Source organism: Mesorhizobium sp. WSM4906, from assembly GCF_029674625.1.
Lineage (GTDB): Bacteria > Pseudomonadota > Alphaproteobacteria > Rhizobiales > Rhizobiaceae > Mesorhizobium.
Genome location: NZ_CP121355.1, coordinates 6,489,505 through 6,509,240 on the forward strand (window position 1 = coordinate 6,489,505; position 19,736 = coordinate 6,509,240).

Consider the following 19,736-nt stretch of genomic DNA (forward strand, 5'->3'; position numbering starts at 1 on the left):
CGGCTTTCCGATGATAGGGTCCGGCGATGCGAATTGCCTTCTATGCGCCGCTGAAGTCACCCAATCATTCCGTTGCCTCCGGCGACCGCCAGATGGCAAGGACGCTGATCAAGGCGCTGGAGCATGGAGGGCATAGCGTCGAACTAGCATCCGAACTACGCTTCTATCTACGCGAACCGGAGCCAAAAAGTTTCGATGCGCTTAAGATCGAAGCCAAAGAGGAAGCCGCGCGACTGACAAAGCTTTGGGATCGTGAGGGCAAGCCCGATCTCTGGTTTACCTACCATCCCTACTACAAGGCGCCCGACCTGATCGGGCCCGGGCTGGCGTCGGCCTTTGCTGTCCCCTATGTGACAGCGGAAGCTTCCTATTCGAGGCGACGCAACGCCGGTTTGTGGGCCGACACGCAAGCGTTGGTGGCACGGGCCGTCGAACAAGCGGCGCTGAACATCTGCTTCACGCAAAGGGATCGTCAGGGACTGGCAGATGCGATACCCGGCGCCGCTCTCGGCATGCTGCCGCCCTTCATCGACACGTCGTTATTCAGGGAAACACCGGCACGGGGTTGTCCGACGCGCCTCGTTACCGTCGCCATGATGCGCCCGGGCGACAAAGTCGCCAGCTACCGCATGCTGGCGCAAGCGCTCGGTTCGATCGGCCATCTCACCTGGACCATGTCGGTTGTCGGGGACGGGCCCGCTCGTGAAGAGGTCAAAGCGCAATTCGCCGGCTTGCCCGCCGACCGTATCGAATGGCTCGGTGCGATCGAGCCAGCCGCCGTGCCGGATGTCCTCTACAGTGGGGGAATTTACGTCTGGCCGGGTTATGGCGAGGCCTATGGAGTTGCCTATCTTGAAGCGCAGGCCGCCGGCCTTCCGGTGGTGGCTCAGGACATCGCCGGCGTGCCAGAGGTCGTGCGGGATGGCCAGGCCGGGTTTCTTACCCCGCCCGGCGATGTGGCGGCGTTCGCGTCTGCCATTGAAAGGCTTCTGGTGCGTAACGACGAAAGAACCATCATGGCCGCGGAAGCCAGACGTCTCATCCTCGAAGAACGTTCCCTCAATGCTGCAGCGGTGCGTCTGGCCGAACTTCTTGCGAAGATCCCAGTTTCATGACGTCCGATCAGATCTGGCAACTCTTGGTGGAAGAACTGGCGTGCTGGCAACGGGCGGACCGCAAGGCTGAGTTCTGGCTACGTGACGATGACGCCGTGGATCCGACGCCTGCGCTTGATCGACTGCTCGCCCTCACCTGTGAATCCGCGGTTCCGGTCACTCTGGCCGTCATTCCGGCCCTGACTGATGAGAAGCTTGTCGTTCGGCTTGACGAGGCGCCGCATGCCACGGTCGCCATCCATGGCTGGGCTCACCGAAATCATGCGCCGAAGGGCCAGAAAAAGCAGGAGCTCGGCGCGCATCGGCCACGCGAGGCGGTGCTCGATGATCTGGCTCGCGGGCTGTCGCACGTAACCGGCCTTCACGGCGCACGTGCCGTTCCGATGCTGGTGCCACCCTGGAACAGGATCGACGCCGGCTTGGTTTCCGACCTTGAATCGATAGGATTTGCGGCATTGTCGGTCTTTGGGCCGCCGAGGCCGGCTTCGCTGACGGTCGTCAACACCAATGTCGACATCATGGATTGGCATGGCACGCGCGGCTGCCGCGATCACGGCATATTGGTTCAGACCATCATCGCGCAATTGCGGAACGCATTCGACGGCGGCGAACCAGTCGGCCTGCTCACCCACCATCTCGTACATGATGAATCGGCCTGGCTTTTCCTCGAACGGCTGTTCACAGTCACCGCACAGACTGAAGCCTGCGCATGGCTTCCGATCAGGACATTGATCGGGCGTAGCGCTGCCAGAGGAAAATAGCTCAGCGCTTTTTGTGCAATGAGACTGGAAATTTGAGAGTCTGGCCATCCCGCGCGGCAAAAGCTCCGGCAAATCTCTCCTTGGCCAGTTTCTCGATCTCGTCCAGTTCCTTGTCGGTGCGTGCCGGATCGTGGTGAAACAGCGCAAGCCCCCGCGCACCGGCTGCCTCGCAGAGCTTGACGCCCTGTTGCCATGTCGAGTGCCCGTTACCGTGGCGGCGTTCCATTTCCTCCTCGGTGTACGCACAATCGTAGATGACGAGGTCGGCATCTACGATCAGGCCGAGCACCGCCTGATCGAGTTTGCCCGGCTCGTGCTCGGTGTCGGTGATCACCGCCACGACGCGGCCGCCCCATTCGACCCGGTAGCCTATGCAGCCGCCCGGATGGTTAAGACTGCCGGTTCGAACCACCACCCCTTCCCGCGGCCGAAGCACGTCTCCGGATATGAAATCCCGGCAGTCGATGCTTGCCTTGCAGATATCGAGCGTCACCGGGAACCACGGCGGCCGCATGAACTCATCGACCATCTGCCGGGTCGTCATGCGCCCTGCAAGATGGCCGGACCAGAGCCTGACTTTGACGCTCCGGTCGTAGATCGGCTTGAAGGCCGGCAGCCCGATGATGTGATCGTAATGGCAATGGGTGAAAAACAGGTCGAAATCGGTCACGCCCGACGCCCGAAGCGCCCCGCCGGCAGGTCGCAGGCCGGAGCCCGCGTCGAACAGAAGCGTGTGCTCGCCGCATCGCATCTCAATGCAGATCGTGTTGCCGCCATAGCGGGAGAATTCTGGCCCCGATACCGAAATGCTGCCGCGCACCCCCCAAAACCTGACCAGGAAAACGTCGTCCTCCATGCTGCTCCTTCGCGGTCCAGTCACCCATGCTAGCCGGCGTCGTCACGACGGCGAGGATTAGGCGCGCGGCGCTGGTTACTTGGCGCTCCGTGCGTCGATCAGATCTGCGGTAGTATGGCTCAGGCGATCGGCGAGGACCCGCACCATCTCGATGGTCATGTCCGGGAACTCCCTCATAAGCCTTAGGAAATGATCTTTTCGGATTCTCAAGGCTTCCAGCGGACTCGCGGCTCTGACGGTGGCGGTGCGACTGCTGTTGCACAATATGGCGATCTCGCCAACGATCGAATTTGGCACCAGTTCGGCAACTTTTATCGGTCCGCTGTCGGAATCGACCAAAATATCCGCCTTGCCTGAAAGGATGACATAGGCGGCATCTCCCTCGTCGCCCTGCCGGAAAAGGATCTGGCCGGCACTGTAGCTTACGCGATCGGATGTGAACGCAAGCAGCTTGAGTTTTGCCAGCTCTATGCCGGAGAACAAGGGAACGCGTTGCAGCATTCCAACCTCATCCTTGAGCAGCATTGTCGCAACCTTCCCAACATTTACGTCCGCGAGACTAGAACAACCGACGCCCAGATGGAATCAATTCTGCTTGCGGATAGCGGGACGAACCACGCGAAACGTGGCGAGCCCGATCCGTTGGAAACCTTAATCCCTTGACCTCGCGGCAAGTTCCCACCGGCAGAATGATCCCATCTGAGTGTCCAATGCTCTATGACAGCAGTTCCTTGAAAATACCGTCCCCTGTCAAAAGTCCCTCGTGTGTTCCGTCTTCCACCAAACGACCCGAGTCGAAGACGACAACGCGATCGAACATCATCGCCATTGCCGGATTCGTCACGACCCACACAATTGCCGGCGAACGGCCGTCGCGTCTTGCTTCCTCGAGCACGTTTTGCAGCACCTTGTCCTGTACGCGCTGGTCGAGCGCCGACAGCGGCCGGTTGAGAATGAGAAAATCGGGACGCTTGAGCAAGGCCCGGGCAACATCGAGCTTCTGTCGCTGTCCACCGGTCAACCGCCTGCCGCCTGCGCCGACGTTGAAGTCCAAACCGACATCCAGCAGTTCGGCGTAAAGCCCCAGTTCATCAAGAATGTCATAGACGATCGAGCGTATGCGGTCCGGCGCGTCGGGATGATTGCTGCCCAGACGCCCGAACAGGACATTGTCCATGACGGTAGCCGCGGCAATGTATTTGGCAGGATCGTACCGTTCGACCGCGTTTTGCAGCTCGGGCGGCAGGTCTTCATAGAACTGGTTGCGCGCGGCGACGATTTTGTTCATCAGCTCGTCGCTCAGCAGGCCGAAGCGGTGCCGGGGTTCGATATAGGCGAAGCTCAGCGTGACGATCATGGCGCGGTCGTTTTCCGGAACCGCCTCGTAGGGGCGGTTCTTGAGCCTTTGCAGCAAGGTCTCGTAGGCGGGTATCTCTTCGGCGCTCATGAAGGTGAGTTGCTGGAAGAACTGGTGGTCGGGCGGCAGGTCGGCAAACAGCTCGATCGCCTGTTCGGCGATCTCCATGCCCATTTCGTAGAGCGTGCGATCGAGGCCGGATTGCCTCAGCACGGAAGCAAAATAGGGATTTGCCGCCAGCCCCCTGTCGGCCAGCTCCGGGCCGGCGGCCGCGCCGAAGAGCAGGTTCTGGCCGATCGTTGCTTCCTTGTTGTAGGCGCCTGGTTCGAAAGGAACCACCAGCCCGCTCAGCCCTTCGTGTTCCAGCCGGGCTCGCAGCGCCGCGCGCAGTTCGACGATACGCCTGGCAAGCTCCGTGTGACGCTTGAGGTCGGCCGTGGAGCGCAAGCCAAGATCCAGAATGTCGCGCGACAGAACAACCGCGTCGAGCACGCGGCGTACAGCTTCAAAGAGGTCGTGCGGACCGGTGGCGCCTGCGGAAGCATAGTTGATCCAGTCGCTGTTGATATCGATATCCGAATTGCCCGACCGGCGCGCCTCGTTGATGTTCCAGCGGTGCTGGTCTGCCGCGGCACCGTCATAAGTCACCGATGTCAGCGGCGCATGCTTCAACCCGTAGAGCAGATTGTCGCGGAGGCTTGCCTGGAACAGGAAAACATCCGACGACGCATAGGACATGCGCCGTCCAGTCACTGCCTCGGGGAGTTCAAGCAGGTCGTCGGCGCCCGAAGCGACCCTTCCGCTTTCCGGCCAGTTCAGCCGCGCGAAAGCCTCCGCAAGCGCCTCCGCCCCACCTGTTGCGGTACTGACCAGCGCCACCGTCTCGCCCGGCTTGACCTGGAGGGAGATACGGTCGAGGAGCATTGCACCGCCATCGTCTGCCATGGACAGGCTGATCGCCGACAGCGGGTCGGTCATCGGACCAGGATCGTCGATCGTCAATGCCCCGATTCTCGGCGCAATGAGACCCTCGACGGTGAACTGTTCGACGACCTGCTGATATTTGACCTGGACATCCTGCCGATCCTGATCCCAGTCGATCAGTTCCTTCATCGGGCCGGGCAGATCCTTGTAGGCGCCGATCACGGCCACGAGCTGGCCGACGTCCAGCCGCCCCTGGATAACCAGATACCCGCCGACCATGTAGAACAGAAAGGGCGTGACCTGCGCGAGAAAATTGTTGAGGAACTTCACCATGAATTTCCATTGGTAAAGGTCGAAGCGTATCTTGAAGATGAGCCCGAGCCGGGCAGCAATGTCGGCGCGCTCGTAGTTTGATGTATCGTGGACGTGGACCGCGCCGATGCCGTCGACGATTTCGCCGACCCGGCCCGAAAGCGCGCGCGCCGTCAGCTGCCGTTTGCGCCCGAGTACGATCAGCCGGCGCCGCATTCGCGGGATGAGCACGATCTGGATCGCCACGATCACGGCCGCTATCATTCCGAGCCAGAAGTTCTGGACCAGGATGAACAGCATGGCCGTCAGCGCCTGGCCGCCGAGCAGTACCGGCTGCAGGAAGGCATCGCCGATGAAGCCGCCCAGCGGTTCGACCTCGTCCTTGACCATGGTCGCCACTTCGGCGGATTTCACGCGCTTGAAGTAACGGGGCGGGAACCGCAGCACACGATCGACCAGATCGAAGCGGATACGCCGCAGCATGCGTTCGCCGAGCCGGCCCTTGTAGGTGTTGATGTAGAGTTTGAACAGGCCGTTGATGATGACGAGCAGGAGGAACACGAGGCTCAGGGCGAACAGCGTCGCCGTCCGGTCGAGCTGAAAACCGGGGAAGAACTGGACCTCTCCGATGAACGGCAGGTTATAGTGCAGCTTCATGAAGGGCTGGGTCGCGCCCGGTTGTTCGAAGCCCCGGCCTTGGATCGGGCCGTTGACGATCAGCTTCGGCAGGTCGAAGGACATGAAATACGGGATCATCGAAAGCAAGACGATAATCAGTATCCAGAGCTGCTGCTTCTTGGTGTGCGTCCAGATATAGCGGGCTAGGCTGGGTTCCATATGCGACTGTGGACCTTCAGTTTAAGGAACAAAGTAAAAGCATCAGCTGGTGAGCGGCGCATCGGCTATCATCGCCGGCGATACCTTCGAAGCCTGCGAGGCGGCTTGGCGGGGCAAGATTGCGTTGTGTCGCCCGAAATCCCGAAATACAAGACGAATATGATGGATGTCACGCAACCACGCAATGCCGGCATGGACGGGCACGAGCAAGCCTTGGATCTCACGCGGGGAATTGCCGCCTATGTCAACCACCCTCTCGTGGCAGGGCTGGCGCGCGTTATCGCCAAGCATCCGACGGCCGACATCGCCAACGCCTTCAATCACAAGCAGGTCGCCTGCAAGATGTGGGCGCTCGACAGGCTGTTCGAAAGCTGTGGCGGCCGGTTCGGGCGCATATGGGTTTTGGGTGGATGGTACGGCGTATTGCCGGCGATGCTTTTCAACGATGCCCGCTTCGACATCGCGGCTGTCGATAGCATTGATATCGACCCCGAAGTCGCGCCGGTCGCCCGGACCCTCAATCGGGAAGCCGGCGACCGGTTCCGGGCGCTGACGGCAGATATGTACGCACTCGACTATGCAGCCGGGCGGTCCGACCTGATCGTCAATACGAGCTGCGAACACATAGCCGACCTGCGCGCCTGGCTTGCTCTCATTCCTCGGGGCACGAACGTATTGCTGCAATCCAACGATTATTTCAGCGAGCCGACGCACATCAACTGCGTTGCTTCACTTTCTGCCTTCGAAGCAATGGCGGCGCTACGGGAGGTGCGGTTCTCCGGCGAACTGCCGACAAAAAATTACACGCGCTTCATGCTGATTGGAACTGTTTGATGCATTTCGCCCAAAAACGCGCGGCGGTCTTGGGATAACGACATGCATAAAACAAGAACCTGAAGCGCTTCGCTCTAGGAACAATCGACAATCTGATCATGAACCTTACCGAAACCGGATCCCATTTTCAGGGACCATGTTCGGTGCCGCTCGCGCAGGATTTGCGCCGAATGATGCGCGCCTTCCAGATCGAGACGATGCGCGGATGGCCTCGGACCCACAAGCGCCTGCTCGATCGCTTGCGCCAAACCTTCAGGCGTTAGGTCCTTTTCCATCAGCACCGTTGCAAGACCGAGTTCCTCGAGCATCAGGGCGCGAACCGTTTGTTCGGTTTCCCCGCCGGCTGCAAATGGAACGAGCAGGGAGCGGCAACCCGCGCGCAGGACATCGCAGACCGTGTTGTAACCCGCTTGCGAGACTGACAGGCGGGCGGCGGTCAGCAGGCTGGCGAAATCCTCGCGGAACCGGAAGACGGACAGACCCGGGGTGGCATCGCGCGCGATCGCGTCAAACTCGTCTTTCGGCAGGTTCGGACCGGTGATCAAGCACCATTTCCAACCGTTGTTGGCATTCCGCGCCGCTGCGATGGTGGAGTTGACGAGACTCCGTCCGGCAGCCCCGCCACCGACCGACACCAGAACGTCGAAGCGCTCGGTGGTCGCGGGCGGTGGAGGCGCAGCAACGAGCCCAGTGTAGGTGACCTCGGCCCTGATCGCTCCGGCCAGTGGAAATGTCTTGTCGATGGTAGCGAAAGTCGGATCGCCGTGGACCATGACAAGGTCGAAATGCCTGTTGACGAGATCGACCGTTTCCTCGTTTCGGCCCGGTTTGACGCGCTCCTGAAGGATATCACGAACGGACGTCGCCAGCAGCGGCCTGGGCGACGTCGCGTCGATGGCATCGATCAGCGGCAAGAGTTCGAAGCGCATCTGCCGGCGTCCAAATGGAAACGCCTCGACAATGACGATATCAGGCCTGCAGTCCCGGAATGCCCGCAGCAGCATCTCGGAACGCTGTTTCTTGAAATCATCGTCGATGGGTTTGCCTTGCAGGTCGACAAGTCCGGAAAATCCTTCATCACCAGAGGTGACGGGTGGCAGGGTTACACATTTTACCCCCGGTCCCGGAAACCCGGCGATCGGCGCTCCGCCGGTCACGACGGTTACTTCGAAGCCGTCATCGACCAAGGCCGCCGCAATACGGCTGGAGCGCGCGAGATGGCCGATACCGAGCAGGTGTTGGACATAGAGGAAGGCGCGCAGCCGCTTCAACCGGCGGCCCCCCACTCGCGCTCGAACAGTTCCTTGAGCTGTCCAATGCTTGCCGTATGATCGAAATTGCCGCGCACGCGCTGCTCCGCGGCGTCGCCGAGGCGGGCGCGCAGCACGGGATCACGGATCAGGCGCTCCAGCGCCCGTGCCAGGGCCACCGGGTCTTCCGTCGGAACCAGCAGCCCGGTTTCATCCGCCAATAAAAGCTCCGGCACGCCGGAAACATCGGTCGACACGCAGGCAAGCCGCTGGCTAGCCGCCTCCACCAGAACATTCGGCAGGCCGTCCCGGTCGCCATTTGCGGTGATCCTGCAGGCCAGGGCGAAGATGTCGGCGCAGCGGTAGTGCTCAAGCACCTCCTTCTGCCCCAGCGCGCCTTTCCAAGTGACACGACCATCCAATCCGAGCTTTTGCGCCAGTGCCTTCAGCTTTTCCAGTTCCTCGCCGACGCCGATATGCTCGAAACGCCACGCCAAATCGCCCGGCAAGAGGGCAAGGGCCTTCAGCAAGATGTCGTAACCTTTCTTTTCGACGGCACGTCCGACACTTAGAATGATAACCGGTTGATCCGGCGCCGAGCCGTCGTGCTGCATTCGCGCCCCGCCGAAACTGCCGAAGCGATCAAGATCGAGCCCGTGATAGCTCAGATGCACGGACGAGTTGCCGTTGGCGAGTTCTTTCAGACGGTCGAAGCCTGTTTTCGTGCAAGTGACCGTCCAGCGCGCCGAGGAAAGCTTGCCCGCCAGATCCCAGTCCGCCGAAGTCCAGATGTCCTTGGCATGGGCCGAGCAACTCCAGGGCAGGCTACGAAGCTGGCTGGCATAGCGTGTCACCGATGCCGGCGTGTGCGCGAAATGCGCATGCAGCCATCCCGCGTCTTGCGGCCATTCGGCAGCCAGCACGAGCGCTTGCCCGAAGCGGCGCAAGCGATTGCGCGTAAAGTCGCGGGGGATATCGGCAGCCAGCGATCCGAGCGCCCGCCAGAAGCCCGGCCGCAGCAGATGAACAAACAGCGAGCGAACCACGCGCAGCGGCTCGTGATGCAGATATTCCGGCAGATAATGGACGGGCGCCTTGATCTCGTCATGCACGGGGTGGCGTTTTGCGTCGGTCGGCCGCCTGAGCGCGACGAGTACCAGGTCGAACCCGGCGCGCTCCAGACCGAGCAGTTCCTGCGCGATGAAGGTTTCCGACAGCCGCGGATAGCCCTTCAGAACCACGACGATCTTGCGACGCTGCAATTCAGTTCATTCCCTCGATGACCGAAAGGTGATGGCCGGCCCGCCGGTCGAGCAGTTCCGCGACGATTTCTGAAATATGAGGCAGCCCTTCCAGCGTCAGATGCGGATTGCTCTGTGATGGGCGGGGTCGCTCCGGCAGCGCCACCAGCGCATCGGCAAACCGCTGGGAATCCTTGGCTTCATCCGGCAACAGCATCTCGATGAGGCCGAGTTCGGCGGCGCGCCGAGCGCGGATCAGTTGTTCCTCGCGGGGCTCGACGCGCGGCACGATCAGCGCTGGTTTGTCGAAAGACAGTATCTCGCAATAGGTGTTGTAACCGCCCATCGCCACCACCGCCTTGGCGCCGGCAATCAGGTCTTCCATGCGATTGTCGAACTCGATGATCTTGATGTAGGGGATTTTGGCCCCCTTCCTGAGCAGCTTGTTGCGTTTGCGCGCCGGCATGTAAGGCCCAAGCACGATCAGCGCCCTGTGCTGCAATCGCGGATCCTGCTGATAGGCGTCGATGACGTCGTGGATCAGTTCGGCGCCGTCACCGCCGCCACCGGTGGTGACGAGGATGTACTCGCCCTCGGGGCGGTGGCCGGGCAACTCGTTCCGCGGCAGGCTCCGTTGCAGGAAACCGACGAACCTCATCTTTGCCCTGACAGCCGGCGGCACGTCCAGACCGGTCAACGGATCGTAGAAATCCGGCGGGCCATAGGCCCAGACCCTGTCATAGAACAGGCCTATCTTGCGCATCACATCCCTGCGTGCCCACTCTGCTTCGAGCAGATGCGGCGCATCCATCACCTCACGCAGGCCAAGCACGAGCGTGGTGCCCCGTGTCTTGAGATAGGACAGCGTGTCCTCGATCTCACCGCGCAGGCCAAGCGGTTCCTTGTCGACGATGAAAATATCCGGCCGGAAGGTCTCGGCTGTGTGGCGGATGATCGACTGGCGCATCCTTAGCGTCTCGTCCAGATCGATATCCTTTTCCAGCGAGTTGTATTCGCCGTTGCGCAACTTGATGACGCTGGGAATCTTCACGAAGTCGACGCGGGCGCGGTAGTCGAAGGCGCCGGCGATGGTCGCGCCTGAAATGATCAGCACCTGAAGTCCGCGGAAATCCTCGACCAGCGAATGCGCGATCGTCCGGCAGCGCTGCAAGTGGCCGAGCCCGAACGTGTCGTGGCTGTACATGAGAATTCGAGCGTCTGGTACGTGCTGGGTCATTTTTGAACGTCTTCTAGAATTCTCGTGTTGAGCACAGTGGGCGATCCCGCAGGCTTCGAAACCATCCCGGGTCTACCGGCCTGTCCGACTTGCTACAGGGGGTGTGGAGTCCCTCAGCCCTTTTATCGTCCCCTATAGAGCATCCAGAGCGGCATTGTTACGATAGCGAATACAATTAGAGCCAATTCGGCCCAACCAGGTCTATGGGTCATGGACCCGGTCTACGATGCGATTCGTAAAATTAATCCCGCCTGTCCAGCGGGAATTGGCAACGAGAACGATGCTGGCAAGCTCAAGCGCGATCAGAGCGCCCTTCATCGTTGGTCGGTCGGGTTTTCTCATCCGTCTTTCATATCAGCCCACCGAATTTCGGCAACGGTGTCGCCTCTATCGCATTTAACGATTCGAAATTTCAAACTGATGCAGCGGCCGCTCCGGTGCGCTACGCGCCGAGACTCTCGTACGCCAAAGGATTCAATCCATTCGCATCGTGCTGGTTTTTTAGTAGGCTGTCACGAGGCAAGGTTGAGGATCCGGCGTGACGGTAGTCGACGATCGCCTTCTCGAAAGCAAGATGACCAAGGTGGAGCAAGCGCGAGCCTGGAGCCCACGCGTCATCTCGAAATTCGAGACGCTGATCAGGAGCGCCGACGACCACTCGCTCTATCGCGTCAATCCGCTGGCCTTTGCTCGCGACCGCGCAATCGCCGAGCCTGAAGCAATCGACCTCTTCCTACATGCCGCTCGCTGCGGCTTGTTCGACATGAGCTGGGACGTGCTCTGTCCGCAGTCCGGGATGGTGCTCGACAGCTTCGGCGCCCTGCGCACGCTGAAGACCCACTACGTCTGTGGCCTGTGCGACGTATCCGGCGACACCGACCTCGACGATTTCATCGAGGTCACCTTCTCGGTATCGCCGAAGTTACGGCGCCTGCCGCACCATGATCCCGAAAACCTCTCTGTCGAGGACTTTCACTGGAAACTCCACTTCGGACCTGATGGGCGGCTACCGGGGCGAGACGTTCGCTTTCTTGACGTTCTGCGCGGCTTCGTTCGGGGCATGACGTTCCTGCCGCCCGGCACCACTACAGTGCTCCGCGCCGACCTCGGGCCGGGCGCCCTTTCGGGCGTCAACGTGCAGACACAGGCCGCATTCGCTCTCCCAATATCAGGTGATCCGGTGTTGGCGCCGACATTTCTGAAGATCGATTATGACGGCAAACGCTTCTTGCCGGCGTTGCCCGCTGTGCCGCCTGGTCCGGTTGTCGTCGAGGTGACGAATAGGGGGCCGGTGCGAGGTTCGTTGCTTGTCATCAACTGGCCGCCGGAACTTGTCGCGCTGACGACCAAGCCGGCGCTCGATTTCGACCCTTATGTTTCCGGTGGAGCGCTGCTTGCGCGGCAGACCTTCCGCCAGCTCTTCCGGTCCGAACGTGTCGACGAGAAGGAGGGGCTCGGCATCCGGCAGATCACCTTCCTGTTCACCGACCTCAAGGGTTCGACCGCCATGTATGAGCGCCTGGGTGACCTCAACGCCTATGCTTTGGTCCGCGAGCATTTCGCCCTGGTCAACGCGGCGGTTCGGCAACATTCCGGGGCGGTCGTCAAGACGATTGGGGATGCGGTGATGGCTGTATTCTCGCAGCCGTCGAATGCGATTTCGGCTGCACTCCACATTTTTGAAGAAATCGATCGCTTCAACGGCGATCATGACGGACCAGGGATCATCCTCAAGATCGGTGCACATTGTGGACCGTCGATCGCCGTGACGCTCAACGACAACCTCGACTATTTCGGCCAGACCGTGAATGTCGCCGCGCGCGTGCAGTCCTTGGCGGAAGCCGGACAGATCTGCATTTCCGAGGCACTCTATTCCGCGCCCGGGGTCAGCGACATGCTCGCCGGCCATCATGTCGTGGCCTTTGACGCGCCTCTTCGAGGCGTGGAGGGTGATGCAACCGTTTATCGCATTATGCGGGGATAGCCGCGATTGCGTGCCAACTCCCTTTCGCACGCCGCAATGCATGTCGCGCAAAAATGTGCAGCGGTTTTGCGAAAACGACACGCATAAGACAAATAATTAGGACAGGAGCTTGTGGCATCCGTCTGGTAAGCGCAGGTGGTTTGGGTTCCGCCCGCGAAGCACGGCAAATCAGCCGCGGAGCCGCCACATTCGCACACGACCTGTGCCACGCAATTCCGTTTCCCCGAGCGGGTCGCAAGCAAAATCCGGTCCGAGCAATTGGTAGGTTGCATCCGAAATACGGATTTCATCGGGCTCCGCGGCCTTTTGAATGCGCGCGGCGAGATTGACGGTGTCGCCCCACAGGTCATAGACAAACCGCCTTTTGCCTATGACGCCCGCCACGATCGGTCCAGAGTGAATTCCAATTCTCAGTCCTAGCGGTTCGCCCGCAAAGCGCTCGCGCCTGGCCGCCTCCCGCAGCTCGAGCGCATAGTTCGCAAGGGCCTGCGCATGATCGGATCGCGCGGTGGGCAGGCCAGCGACCGCCATGACGCAATCGCCGATGGTCTTGATCTTTTCGCAGCCATGTTGTTCCGAGAGCAGATCCGCCGCCTTGAAGAAGTAATTTAGAATAGCGAGCGTCGTCGTGGCTCCGACGCTTCGCGCTCTTTCGGTAAAGCCGACGATGTCGGCAAAAAGCACACTCACCTCCGCGTGGTTGTCTGCAATTTGCTCGTCCGCTTTCAACCGCTCCGCGATCGAGGCCGGAAGAATGTTGAGGAGCAGGGATTCGGCGCGCCGGTATTCGCGCGACAAGCCCTCCTGGCTCTCCCTCAGCGCCTCGTTCGTCGATTGCAGCTTCGCATTGAGTTGACGTTCCCTCTCCTGCAGGAGCGTCATTTCATAAGCCTTCTGTTGAAGCCGCTGCCGGTTGTCGCGTTCCGGAGTGGCATCGAGAAAGAGCAGCCACGTCGTGCCGCCGTCGCCAAAAAGATGAAGGTCCGCGACACGCCCACCGGGCAGTTCCATCATGGGCATATGATATGGAAGCTCCGGGCAAGGCAGCAACCCTTCCATGAATTCAAGCTGATCGGCGACGGGCTTGCCAACGCGAAGCGACGAGAGTCCGTAATGTTCAATGTTGCCGCCCATCGCGGCTATGCATTGCCGGGCGTCAATTTTCAGATATGCGGCAGAGCGCTCATTATAGAAGAAATCGTATATCCAGCTTCTGACTTCTTTCGGCACTTTGGGCATGGTCTATTTGGCGACCATCGAAGCAAGCTGACGAAACGCATCGTCAACGTGTTCGCCCGAAAGCGCGCTTGTCAGATAGATTTGCCATCCACGTTGCCTCAGCTCGTCAATCTCACCATCCGGTATTGCCCACTGATCGGCCAGATCGGATTTGTTGAACAGCAATACGAACGGCATGGCGCCGAATTCGGCCTCGGCCCGCTCGCGCAGCGTGAGCGCCACGGCAAGAGTGGCGGGCCGGGTTCCATCGACGACAAGCACGAGCCCGGTCGCACCTCGCACATAGCTGACGCGGAATGAACCGATATCGTCTTCGCCAGCCAAATCCCACAAAATCAGATCCACGGTTTTGTCCGGGAACGCGACACTCTTCTTGTCGATTTTCACGCCAACCGTGGTCAGGTAGGTTTCTGAAAAGATGCTTTGCACGAACCTGCGAACCAGACTCGTCTTCCCGACACCGAACCCGCCCAACATGCAGATCTTTTTTTGCAGCATTCTGGGCTCCCCGCTATTCCAGGTTCACCGTAATCGAAACCCGGCGATTGGTGGAGCTCCCGGTTTGACTATCAGGCACCACCGGCTCAAAGGTGCCCGCGCCCCGAACCAGCAGCAGCTCCGGAGCGACGCCGCGCTTGTTGAGAAGCGCACGAACTGTCTCGGCGCGGGCGGCGCTGATCGAAGCGTTGGCCGTCTCACGGCCCGTGGCGTCCGAATGTCCAGTCAACATGAACCTCGCTGTTACGCCTGACTTGCGGGCACTTTGGGCGAATTCCTTCAACTGATCCGCCAGTCTGTCTAGAACCGGCGTCTGCTCTGGTCCCGGGACAACTCTGCCGGAATAGAAGAAAATATCGGTCGCCTGGATGGCCTCTCGCAGACGACTAAGTTCTGGAAGGTTCAGCTCACGCAACTGTGAGACATCCATCACCACTCCGTCCGTGGAAAGTTGCTGCGCGGCGGCCCGCGCCCGGTTGATCCACGTGACGGTAGCCTCACCCGCGGCAACGATCCGGTCATCGATGATCGTAAGCTGTACCGTATCCGGCGGAGCCAGCGATGCCGTCAGCCGCTTCAACACGAACTCCGGCTCGAGGCTCTGATAGAATTGCCACTGTGAATGCACGCGAGCGGGATCGACCTCCGTTCCCGACAACAGCGACTGCGGGTCGGCGGCGAGCGGGTCTCTCAGACCAGAAATGTAGAAATGTCCGCCCCTCGCCGTTTGTTGGGCGACGATGATTCCCGGTTGGGCCTCAAGTCGCGACACATAATACTGCCAATGCTCCGCCGCGCGTGCATCGGGGCTCACATCACGAACCTTGGAGATGTCGAACTCCGGTCCTCCTACTGAGAGCTGTCTTGCCGCTGCGCGCGCCCGATCTATCCAGGTGTCGGGAGCCTCGCCCTCGGCAACGATGCGGCCATTGACGATCGAAAGGCGCACTGTATCCATCGGATACAGCGACGCCGTCAGCCGCTTCAGCACGAACTGCGGCTCAAGGCTCTGGTAGAATTGCCAGCTTGCATGAACGCGAGCGGGATCGACCTCCGTCCCGGACAGAAGCGACTGCGGGTCGACGGCAAGCGGGTCTCTCAGGCCGGTAATATAGAATTGGCCATCGCGCACATTCTGTTGGGCGACGATGATGCCGGGCTGCGTCTCCAGTCGCGACACATAGGCCTGCCAATGCTCCTCGGGGCTCGCATCACGGACCCCGGCGATGTCGAAGACCGGTCCGCCTGCTGAAAGCTGCTGGGCGGCCGCCCGCGCCCGGTTGATCCAAGCGGTGGTGGCCTCACCCTCGGCAACGATGCGATCATTGACCACCGAAAGCCGCACCGAACCCGGCGGCGCCAGCGACGCCGTCAACCGCTTCAGCACGAACTGTGGCTCAAGGCTCTGGTAGAATTGCCAACTTGCATGAACACGCGCGGGATCGACCTGCGTTCCGGCCAACAGCGACTGCGGATCGGCGGCAAGCGGGTCTCTCAGACCGGTAATATAGAATTGGCCGTCGCGTACATTCTGATCGGCGACGATGATGCCAGGCTGGGTTTCCAGTTGCGACACATAGGTCTGCCAGCGCTCCTCGGCGCTCACATCGCGGACCCCTGAGATGTCGAAGACCGGCCCGCCTGCCGAAAGCTGCTGGGCGGCGGCCCGCGCCCGGTTGATCCACGTGGTGGTCGCCTCACCCTCGGCGACGATGCGACCATCGACGACCGAGAGTCGTACCGAATCCGGCGGCGCCAGCGACGCCGTCAGCCGCTTCAGCACGAATTCCGGCTCGAGGCTTTGGTAGAACTGCCAGTTTGAATGAACGCGGGCGGGATCGACCTCCGTTCCCGACAACAGCGACTGCGGGTCGGCGGCGAGCGGGTCTCTCAGGCCGGCAATGTAGAACTGGCCGCCGCGAATTTTTTGTTCGGCAACAACGATCCCCGGCTGGGTCGCCAGCCGCGACAGATAGGTCTGCCAGCGCTGCCCGGCTTGCCAGGAAAGAAAGAACCAGGCGCCTGCCGCAGCCAGAATCAGCAGGGCTGCCGTCACCACCAGCCACGGGAATCCCTCTTTTGAATCCGTATGCTGCAGCTCGACGCAGGTTTGCAACTGGGTCTCTACGCCGGGCAACTGCGAGGTGTCCCCGTCGAAGCGCTCCAAAGCCTGCGAGGACTGATCATGGATGCGAAGCAATACGTCGCGGATTATTTCGTGCAGCTCCTCCGGCGGATTTCCCCTGATCACCGCAACCAACGTCGCAAACGGTCCGACTTCCGACCAGAGGCGAAGCTCTCCGAACCGGATGGTGTCCAGGCCGCTGTTTTCTTTCTCGTTGAACGAGTCCTTCACAAAATCCTGGATTGCGCTGAGCATCGAGGAAATCAGTTGTGGGTCTTCGCTGGTCGCGTTTTCGGCTGTTACATGCGCGATCAAAAGCCCGGAACTGCGGCTGATGAGAAAGACATGCTCCACGCGATAGACGAGAGAATGCTTGAGAACGACTTCGGAGAAGCTTGTTCCCGTCCTCCAGGCCTCAAATCTCCACTTGAGACCATGCCAGGTAAATATATGCCTTAAAGATTCATTCAGCGACTGGAAGGTCTGGTCAATCTTTTCGCCGATCGACTTGCGAATGGCCGGCAGAAACACCGGATACAATATATCGGTCAGCGCGCTGGGGTTCTTCTGGATGGACCTTTGCGCAGCCCTCTCGACAGCTGGCGCAAGGGCCTCGCCGAGCTGCACAAGAGACGCCCCTGCGGCTGCGGTAGGGAGAACGCTCCCCACCGCAGCCGCAAGCTGCTCAGGTTCGTCGAGCAGGTGCGTAACGCGTGAAAGCTCCGAGATTTCGTGGCCGACGAGCAGTTGGCGAAGCCTTTCCAGCCGATGATCGGCGGCTGGAACGCCTTCGTAAAGCGCATGGTTGTCCGGATCGACGTTTTTGGCAATTTCCACCAAAAGGCGGGCCAAAGCCTCGCGATCAATCCCGGTATCGTTCGAAGCTACTTTTTTAGGAAGGCTGATTGGTTCGACGCTCGACGTCAACTTCCGATCAACTCACTTTCCAACCACGCTCCGAATTGCCCTTGCTGCCGACGGGATCCTGATTGAGACATTTCGCGACCTCGACAAACAGGCCGGCCAAAAGATTTCGGTCGGTCTTGACGTTGCTGAGGTCGGAAAAGATCTTCTCCATCAGCATTTGAGCGCTTTCATTCTTTTGCTTGATTTCCTCGCGCAGCAAATGGTCGCTTCTGTTCATGCGATCCGCTATTTCGCGCTCGAGCTCGCTCAATTGATCAGACAAAGCGCGCACCTGCTTTTCAAGCGCCTGATTTTGATCGCGAAGATTGCGGTCGATCTCCTTGTCGGCCTCGGCTCGCGCATCTTTTTCGTTCCGCAACTGCGTCGCCAGCGAGTCAACCTGCTTCTTGGCATTCGACTCGTAGGTCTCAAGATTGCGCTTGGCCTCGGATTCGACATCCTTGAACCGCTGCAGGAACCGTTCCTCAAGTTTGGAGAAGCGGCGATCATAGTCCTGCATCTGATTGCCGAACAGCAGATCGCGTATCTTGTCGACACCTGGAGCGTCACCGCCGGGCCCGCCCTCGCGCGCTTGGGGGGCCATAAAGTTCAGCCCGTTTCCCTCTGCATTACCGATCAAATTTGCGTCCGCTTTATTTGCCGCAGAAGCGGCACTCGAAGATTCCTTCGCCATCACCGTGCCCCAATTACCCACTGCAACATTAGGAGACTGTAAATTATGTCAGACAAATACCAGGCCCGCAAGGCGAAATCCTCTTGGCTTGAAGCCGATTCGTCCGTCGCTTGTTCGTCTCTTGGACCAGCGACAAATGCACAAGTTCCGATTGGCGTCGCTCTGGTGCCGCTTGTGATGGCGGCGATAGCCGGCCGATCCATTTGATCATTCGCCAAGCCACGCATCACGAAGCGAAATTCGACCGCTCACCTTGCACCCTGCTATCAGTTCCACACGGTCGACAGTCGACCCCGCCCGTCAGTCGGCGCATAGCCCGATTGCAAGCCTCAATCACCACCCCAAAAAGCAAGCCGGGCTTACCTGTTCCCACCGTGGCGCAACAGTAGTGGCCTCACGAGGGGAACGAGCCTTATCTCGCGGTAACTGAACCTCCGAGAAATCCAGCTTCGAATTCGGCCCGCAGCTCATCTTCGCGTCCGAGATACCGAGGCGAAAGGTGTATCTGGTGGGCGGAGATCGCGCCGGCTTGCCTGGCGATCGCACCTGCCTGCGCGGCGGTCAGATGCTTCTTCGACGCCGCGAGATCTCGGTCTGCCTCCAGGAATCCGCCTTCGATGAAAAGCTCATCGGCGCCGCGCACCAAGTTGGATAGACGTGTGACATTGTCCGAGCAGAACGCCAAATCAGTCGCATAGGCGATGCGTTGACCCGGCGCACAGACCAGTGCCTTAGCCCGCAGCAGTTCCCCAAGCGTTACCTTCCTGCCAACATCCGGCGTGAACTCGGTAGCCGCGTCGGCGCCGCGTCGCGCCGCCCGCTTGGCGTTTGTGAGCCAAGGTCCGACGGTAAGATCGAGTTCATCCAGGCGCGACCTGTGCACGTCGACCCGTAGCTTTTCCTGGAAGGCGAAGGCTAAGCAAGGAATCCCGTGATCGAGCGTGACGGCTTCGATCGTGAACTCCGGATCGTCCAAAGGGAACTGAGTGTCTGCGTTCTGCCAATTCTCCCGCACGAAAGCCCTGCGCGCCCGGAAGACGGCTGCAGTGGCAAAGCCTTCTTCCGTCCAATCAGAGGCGAAGATCGTAAAGTCCTGCGACCGTTCGTTGAGGAGATTCCAAGTGTAGGCCCTCAGCTTCGCCTGGACGGCATCCGCCAGTCCGGGCGGGCCGATGATATGGACCTGCTTTTCACGATAGAGCGACACCCCGAGCAGACGATCGAACCCGCTGAAGTGGTCCATGTGCATGTGCGACACGAATATGTGCGAAACGCGCAGGATCTCACGCGGCGAAAGCGCCGACAGATCGCCAAGGTCAAAAAGGACTGCCTTACCGCCGAAGCGGAAATCGAGAAGCAGTACCGGGTCGGAAAACGGCTCATTTACCAAGCGCGGCTGGACGAGAAGCGTCATGATGGGGGAGGCAAGAGTTGCATCCTCCAAAACACGGGACGCGTGCCGTTCGTTCCGCCGGTCGGTCCGGATAGGCTACGGACACGGGCATTGCGTCCACGCGGTCGAACGTGTCGCCGGGACCTCGGCGCCAATGCAGGGATCGACCAAAC

The 19,736-nt window shown here is 60.3% G+C and carries 15 protein-coding genes; 4 read left to right on the forward strand and 11 right to left on the reverse strand.

The genetic code is table 11. The features are described 5' to 3' along the window. Positions 1-26: 26 nt before the first annotated feature. Entirely contained in the window at positions 27-1,115 is a 1,089-nt protein-coding gene (locus tag QAZ22_RS31325) for a glycosyltransferase family 4 protein (protein ID WP_278204762.1), read from the forward strand. Next, positions 1,112-1,876 carry a polysaccharide deacetylase family protein gene (locus QAZ22_RS31330; RefSeq protein ID WP_278204763.1) on the forward strand — a complete coding sequence of 255 codons (765 nt, stop codon included), beginning with the start codon at positions 1,112-1,114 and terminating at the stop codon, positions 1,874-1,876. The genes QAZ22_RS31325 and QAZ22_RS31330 overlap by 4 nt, the downstream gene beginning before the upstream one ends. Position 1,877: 1 nt before the next feature. Here QAZ22_RS31330 and QAZ22_RS31335 read toward each other — a convergent pair whose 3' ends face one another. The 3 genes from QAZ22_RS31335 to QAZ22_RS31345 all read right to left on the reverse strand — a co-directional run bounded on the left by QAZ22_RS31335 (position 1,878) and on the right by QAZ22_RS31345 (position 6,162). Beyond that, positions 1,878-2,732, reverse strand: coding sequence for an MBL fold metallo-hydrolase (locus QAZ22_RS31335; protein WP_278204764.1), 855 nt, complete (start codon positions 2,730-2,732; stop codon positions 1,878-1,880). A gap of 75 nt (positions 2,733-2,807) precedes the next feature. Continuing rightward, positions 2,808-3,257: a cyclic nucleotide-binding domain-containing protein gene (locus tag QAZ22_RS31340; protein WP_278204765.1), complete on the reverse strand. Its 450-nt coding sequence runs from the start codon at positions 3,255-3,257 to the stop codon at positions 2,808-2,810. A 190-nt stretch (positions 3,258-3,447) separates the two neighbouring features. Continuing rightward, positions 3,448-6,162 (reverse strand): ABC transporter ATP-binding protein, encoded by a 2,715-nt coding sequence (locus QAZ22_RS31345; protein ID WP_278204766.1) that lies wholly within the window; start codon positions 6,160-6,162, stop codon positions 3,448-3,450. 162 nt (positions 6,163-6,324) lie between these two features. On the opposite strand from QAZ22_RS31345, the gene QAZ22_RS31350 reads away from it, so the two are divergent. Further along, positions 6,325-6,996 (forward strand): class I SAM-dependent methyltransferase, encoded by a 672-nt coding sequence (locus QAZ22_RS31350; RefSeq protein ID WP_278208003.1) that lies wholly within the window; start codon positions 6,325-6,327, stop codon positions 6,994-6,996. 74 nt (positions 6,997-7,070) lie between these two features. On the opposite strand, the gene QAZ22_RS31355 is transcribed toward QAZ22_RS31350, so the two are convergent. The 3 genes from QAZ22_RS31355 to QAZ22_RS31365 are packed head-to-tail and all read right to left on the reverse strand — an operon-like array spanning position 7,071 to position 10,724. After that, on the reverse strand, positions 7,071-8,267 hold the full coding sequence (locus tag QAZ22_RS31355) for a glycosyltransferase family protein (protein ID WP_278204767.1): 1,197 nt from the start codon (positions 8,265-8,267) through the stop codon (positions 7,071-7,073). Further along, on the reverse strand, positions 8,264-9,508 hold the full coding sequence (locus QAZ22_RS31360; RefSeq protein WP_278204768.1) for a glycosyltransferase: 1,245 nt from the start codon (positions 9,506-9,508) through the stop codon (positions 8,264-8,266). The genes QAZ22_RS31355 and QAZ22_RS31360 overlap by 4 nt, the downstream gene beginning before the upstream one ends. Before the next feature lies 1 nt (position 9,509). Next, a complete protein-coding gene (locus tag QAZ22_RS31365; protein ID WP_278204769.1) occupies positions 9,510-10,724 on the reverse strand; it encodes a glycosyltransferase family protein in 1,215 nt (404 codons plus the stop codon). 538 nt (positions 10,725-11,262) lie between these two features. Between QAZ22_RS31365 and QAZ22_RS31370 the strand changes: the two genes are divergently transcribed. After that, positions 11,263-12,708 carry an adenylate/guanylate cyclase domain-containing protein gene (locus tag QAZ22_RS31370; protein WP_278204770.1) on the forward strand — a complete coding sequence of 482 codons (1,446 nt, stop codon included), beginning with the start codon at positions 11,263-11,265 and terminating at the stop codon, positions 12,706-12,708. Between the two features lie 168 nt (positions 12,709-12,876). Here the strand turns inward: QAZ22_RS31370 and QAZ22_RS31375 are convergent, their stop codons facing one another. The 5 genes from QAZ22_RS31375 to QAZ22_RS31395 all read right to left on the reverse strand — a co-directional run bounded on the left by QAZ22_RS31375 (position 12,877) and on the right by QAZ22_RS31395 (position 19,584). After that, positions 12,877-13,947 carry an adenylate/guanylate cyclase domain-containing protein gene (locus QAZ22_RS31375; protein ID WP_278204771.1) on the reverse strand — a complete coding sequence of 357 codons (1,071 nt, stop codon included), beginning with the start codon at positions 13,945-13,947 and terminating at the stop codon, positions 12,877-12,879. A gap of 3 nt (positions 13,948-13,950) precedes the next feature. After that, a complete protein-coding gene (locus QAZ22_RS31380) occupies positions 13,951-14,445 on the reverse strand; it encodes a Rab family GTPase (protein WP_278204772.1) in 495 nt (164 codons plus the stop codon). A 13-nt stretch (positions 14,446-14,458) separates the two neighbouring features. Further along, a complete protein-coding gene (locus QAZ22_RS31385; RefSeq protein ID WP_278204773.1) occupies positions 14,459-17,497 on the reverse strand; it encodes an OmpA family protein in 3,039 nt (1,012 codons plus the stop codon). A gap of 7 nt (positions 17,498-17,504) precedes the next feature. Beyond that, positions 17,505-18,170: a hypothetical protein gene (locus QAZ22_RS31390; RefSeq protein WP_278204774.1), complete on the reverse strand. Its 666-nt coding sequence runs from the start codon at positions 18,168-18,170 to the stop codon at positions 17,505-17,507. 412 nt (positions 18,171-18,582) lie between these two features. After that, positions 18,583-19,584, reverse strand: coding sequence for an MBL fold metallo-hydrolase (locus QAZ22_RS31395; RefSeq protein ID WP_278204775.1), 1,002 nt, complete (start codon positions 19,582-19,584; stop codon positions 18,583-18,585). Positions 19,585-19,736 lie beyond the last annotated feature (152 nt).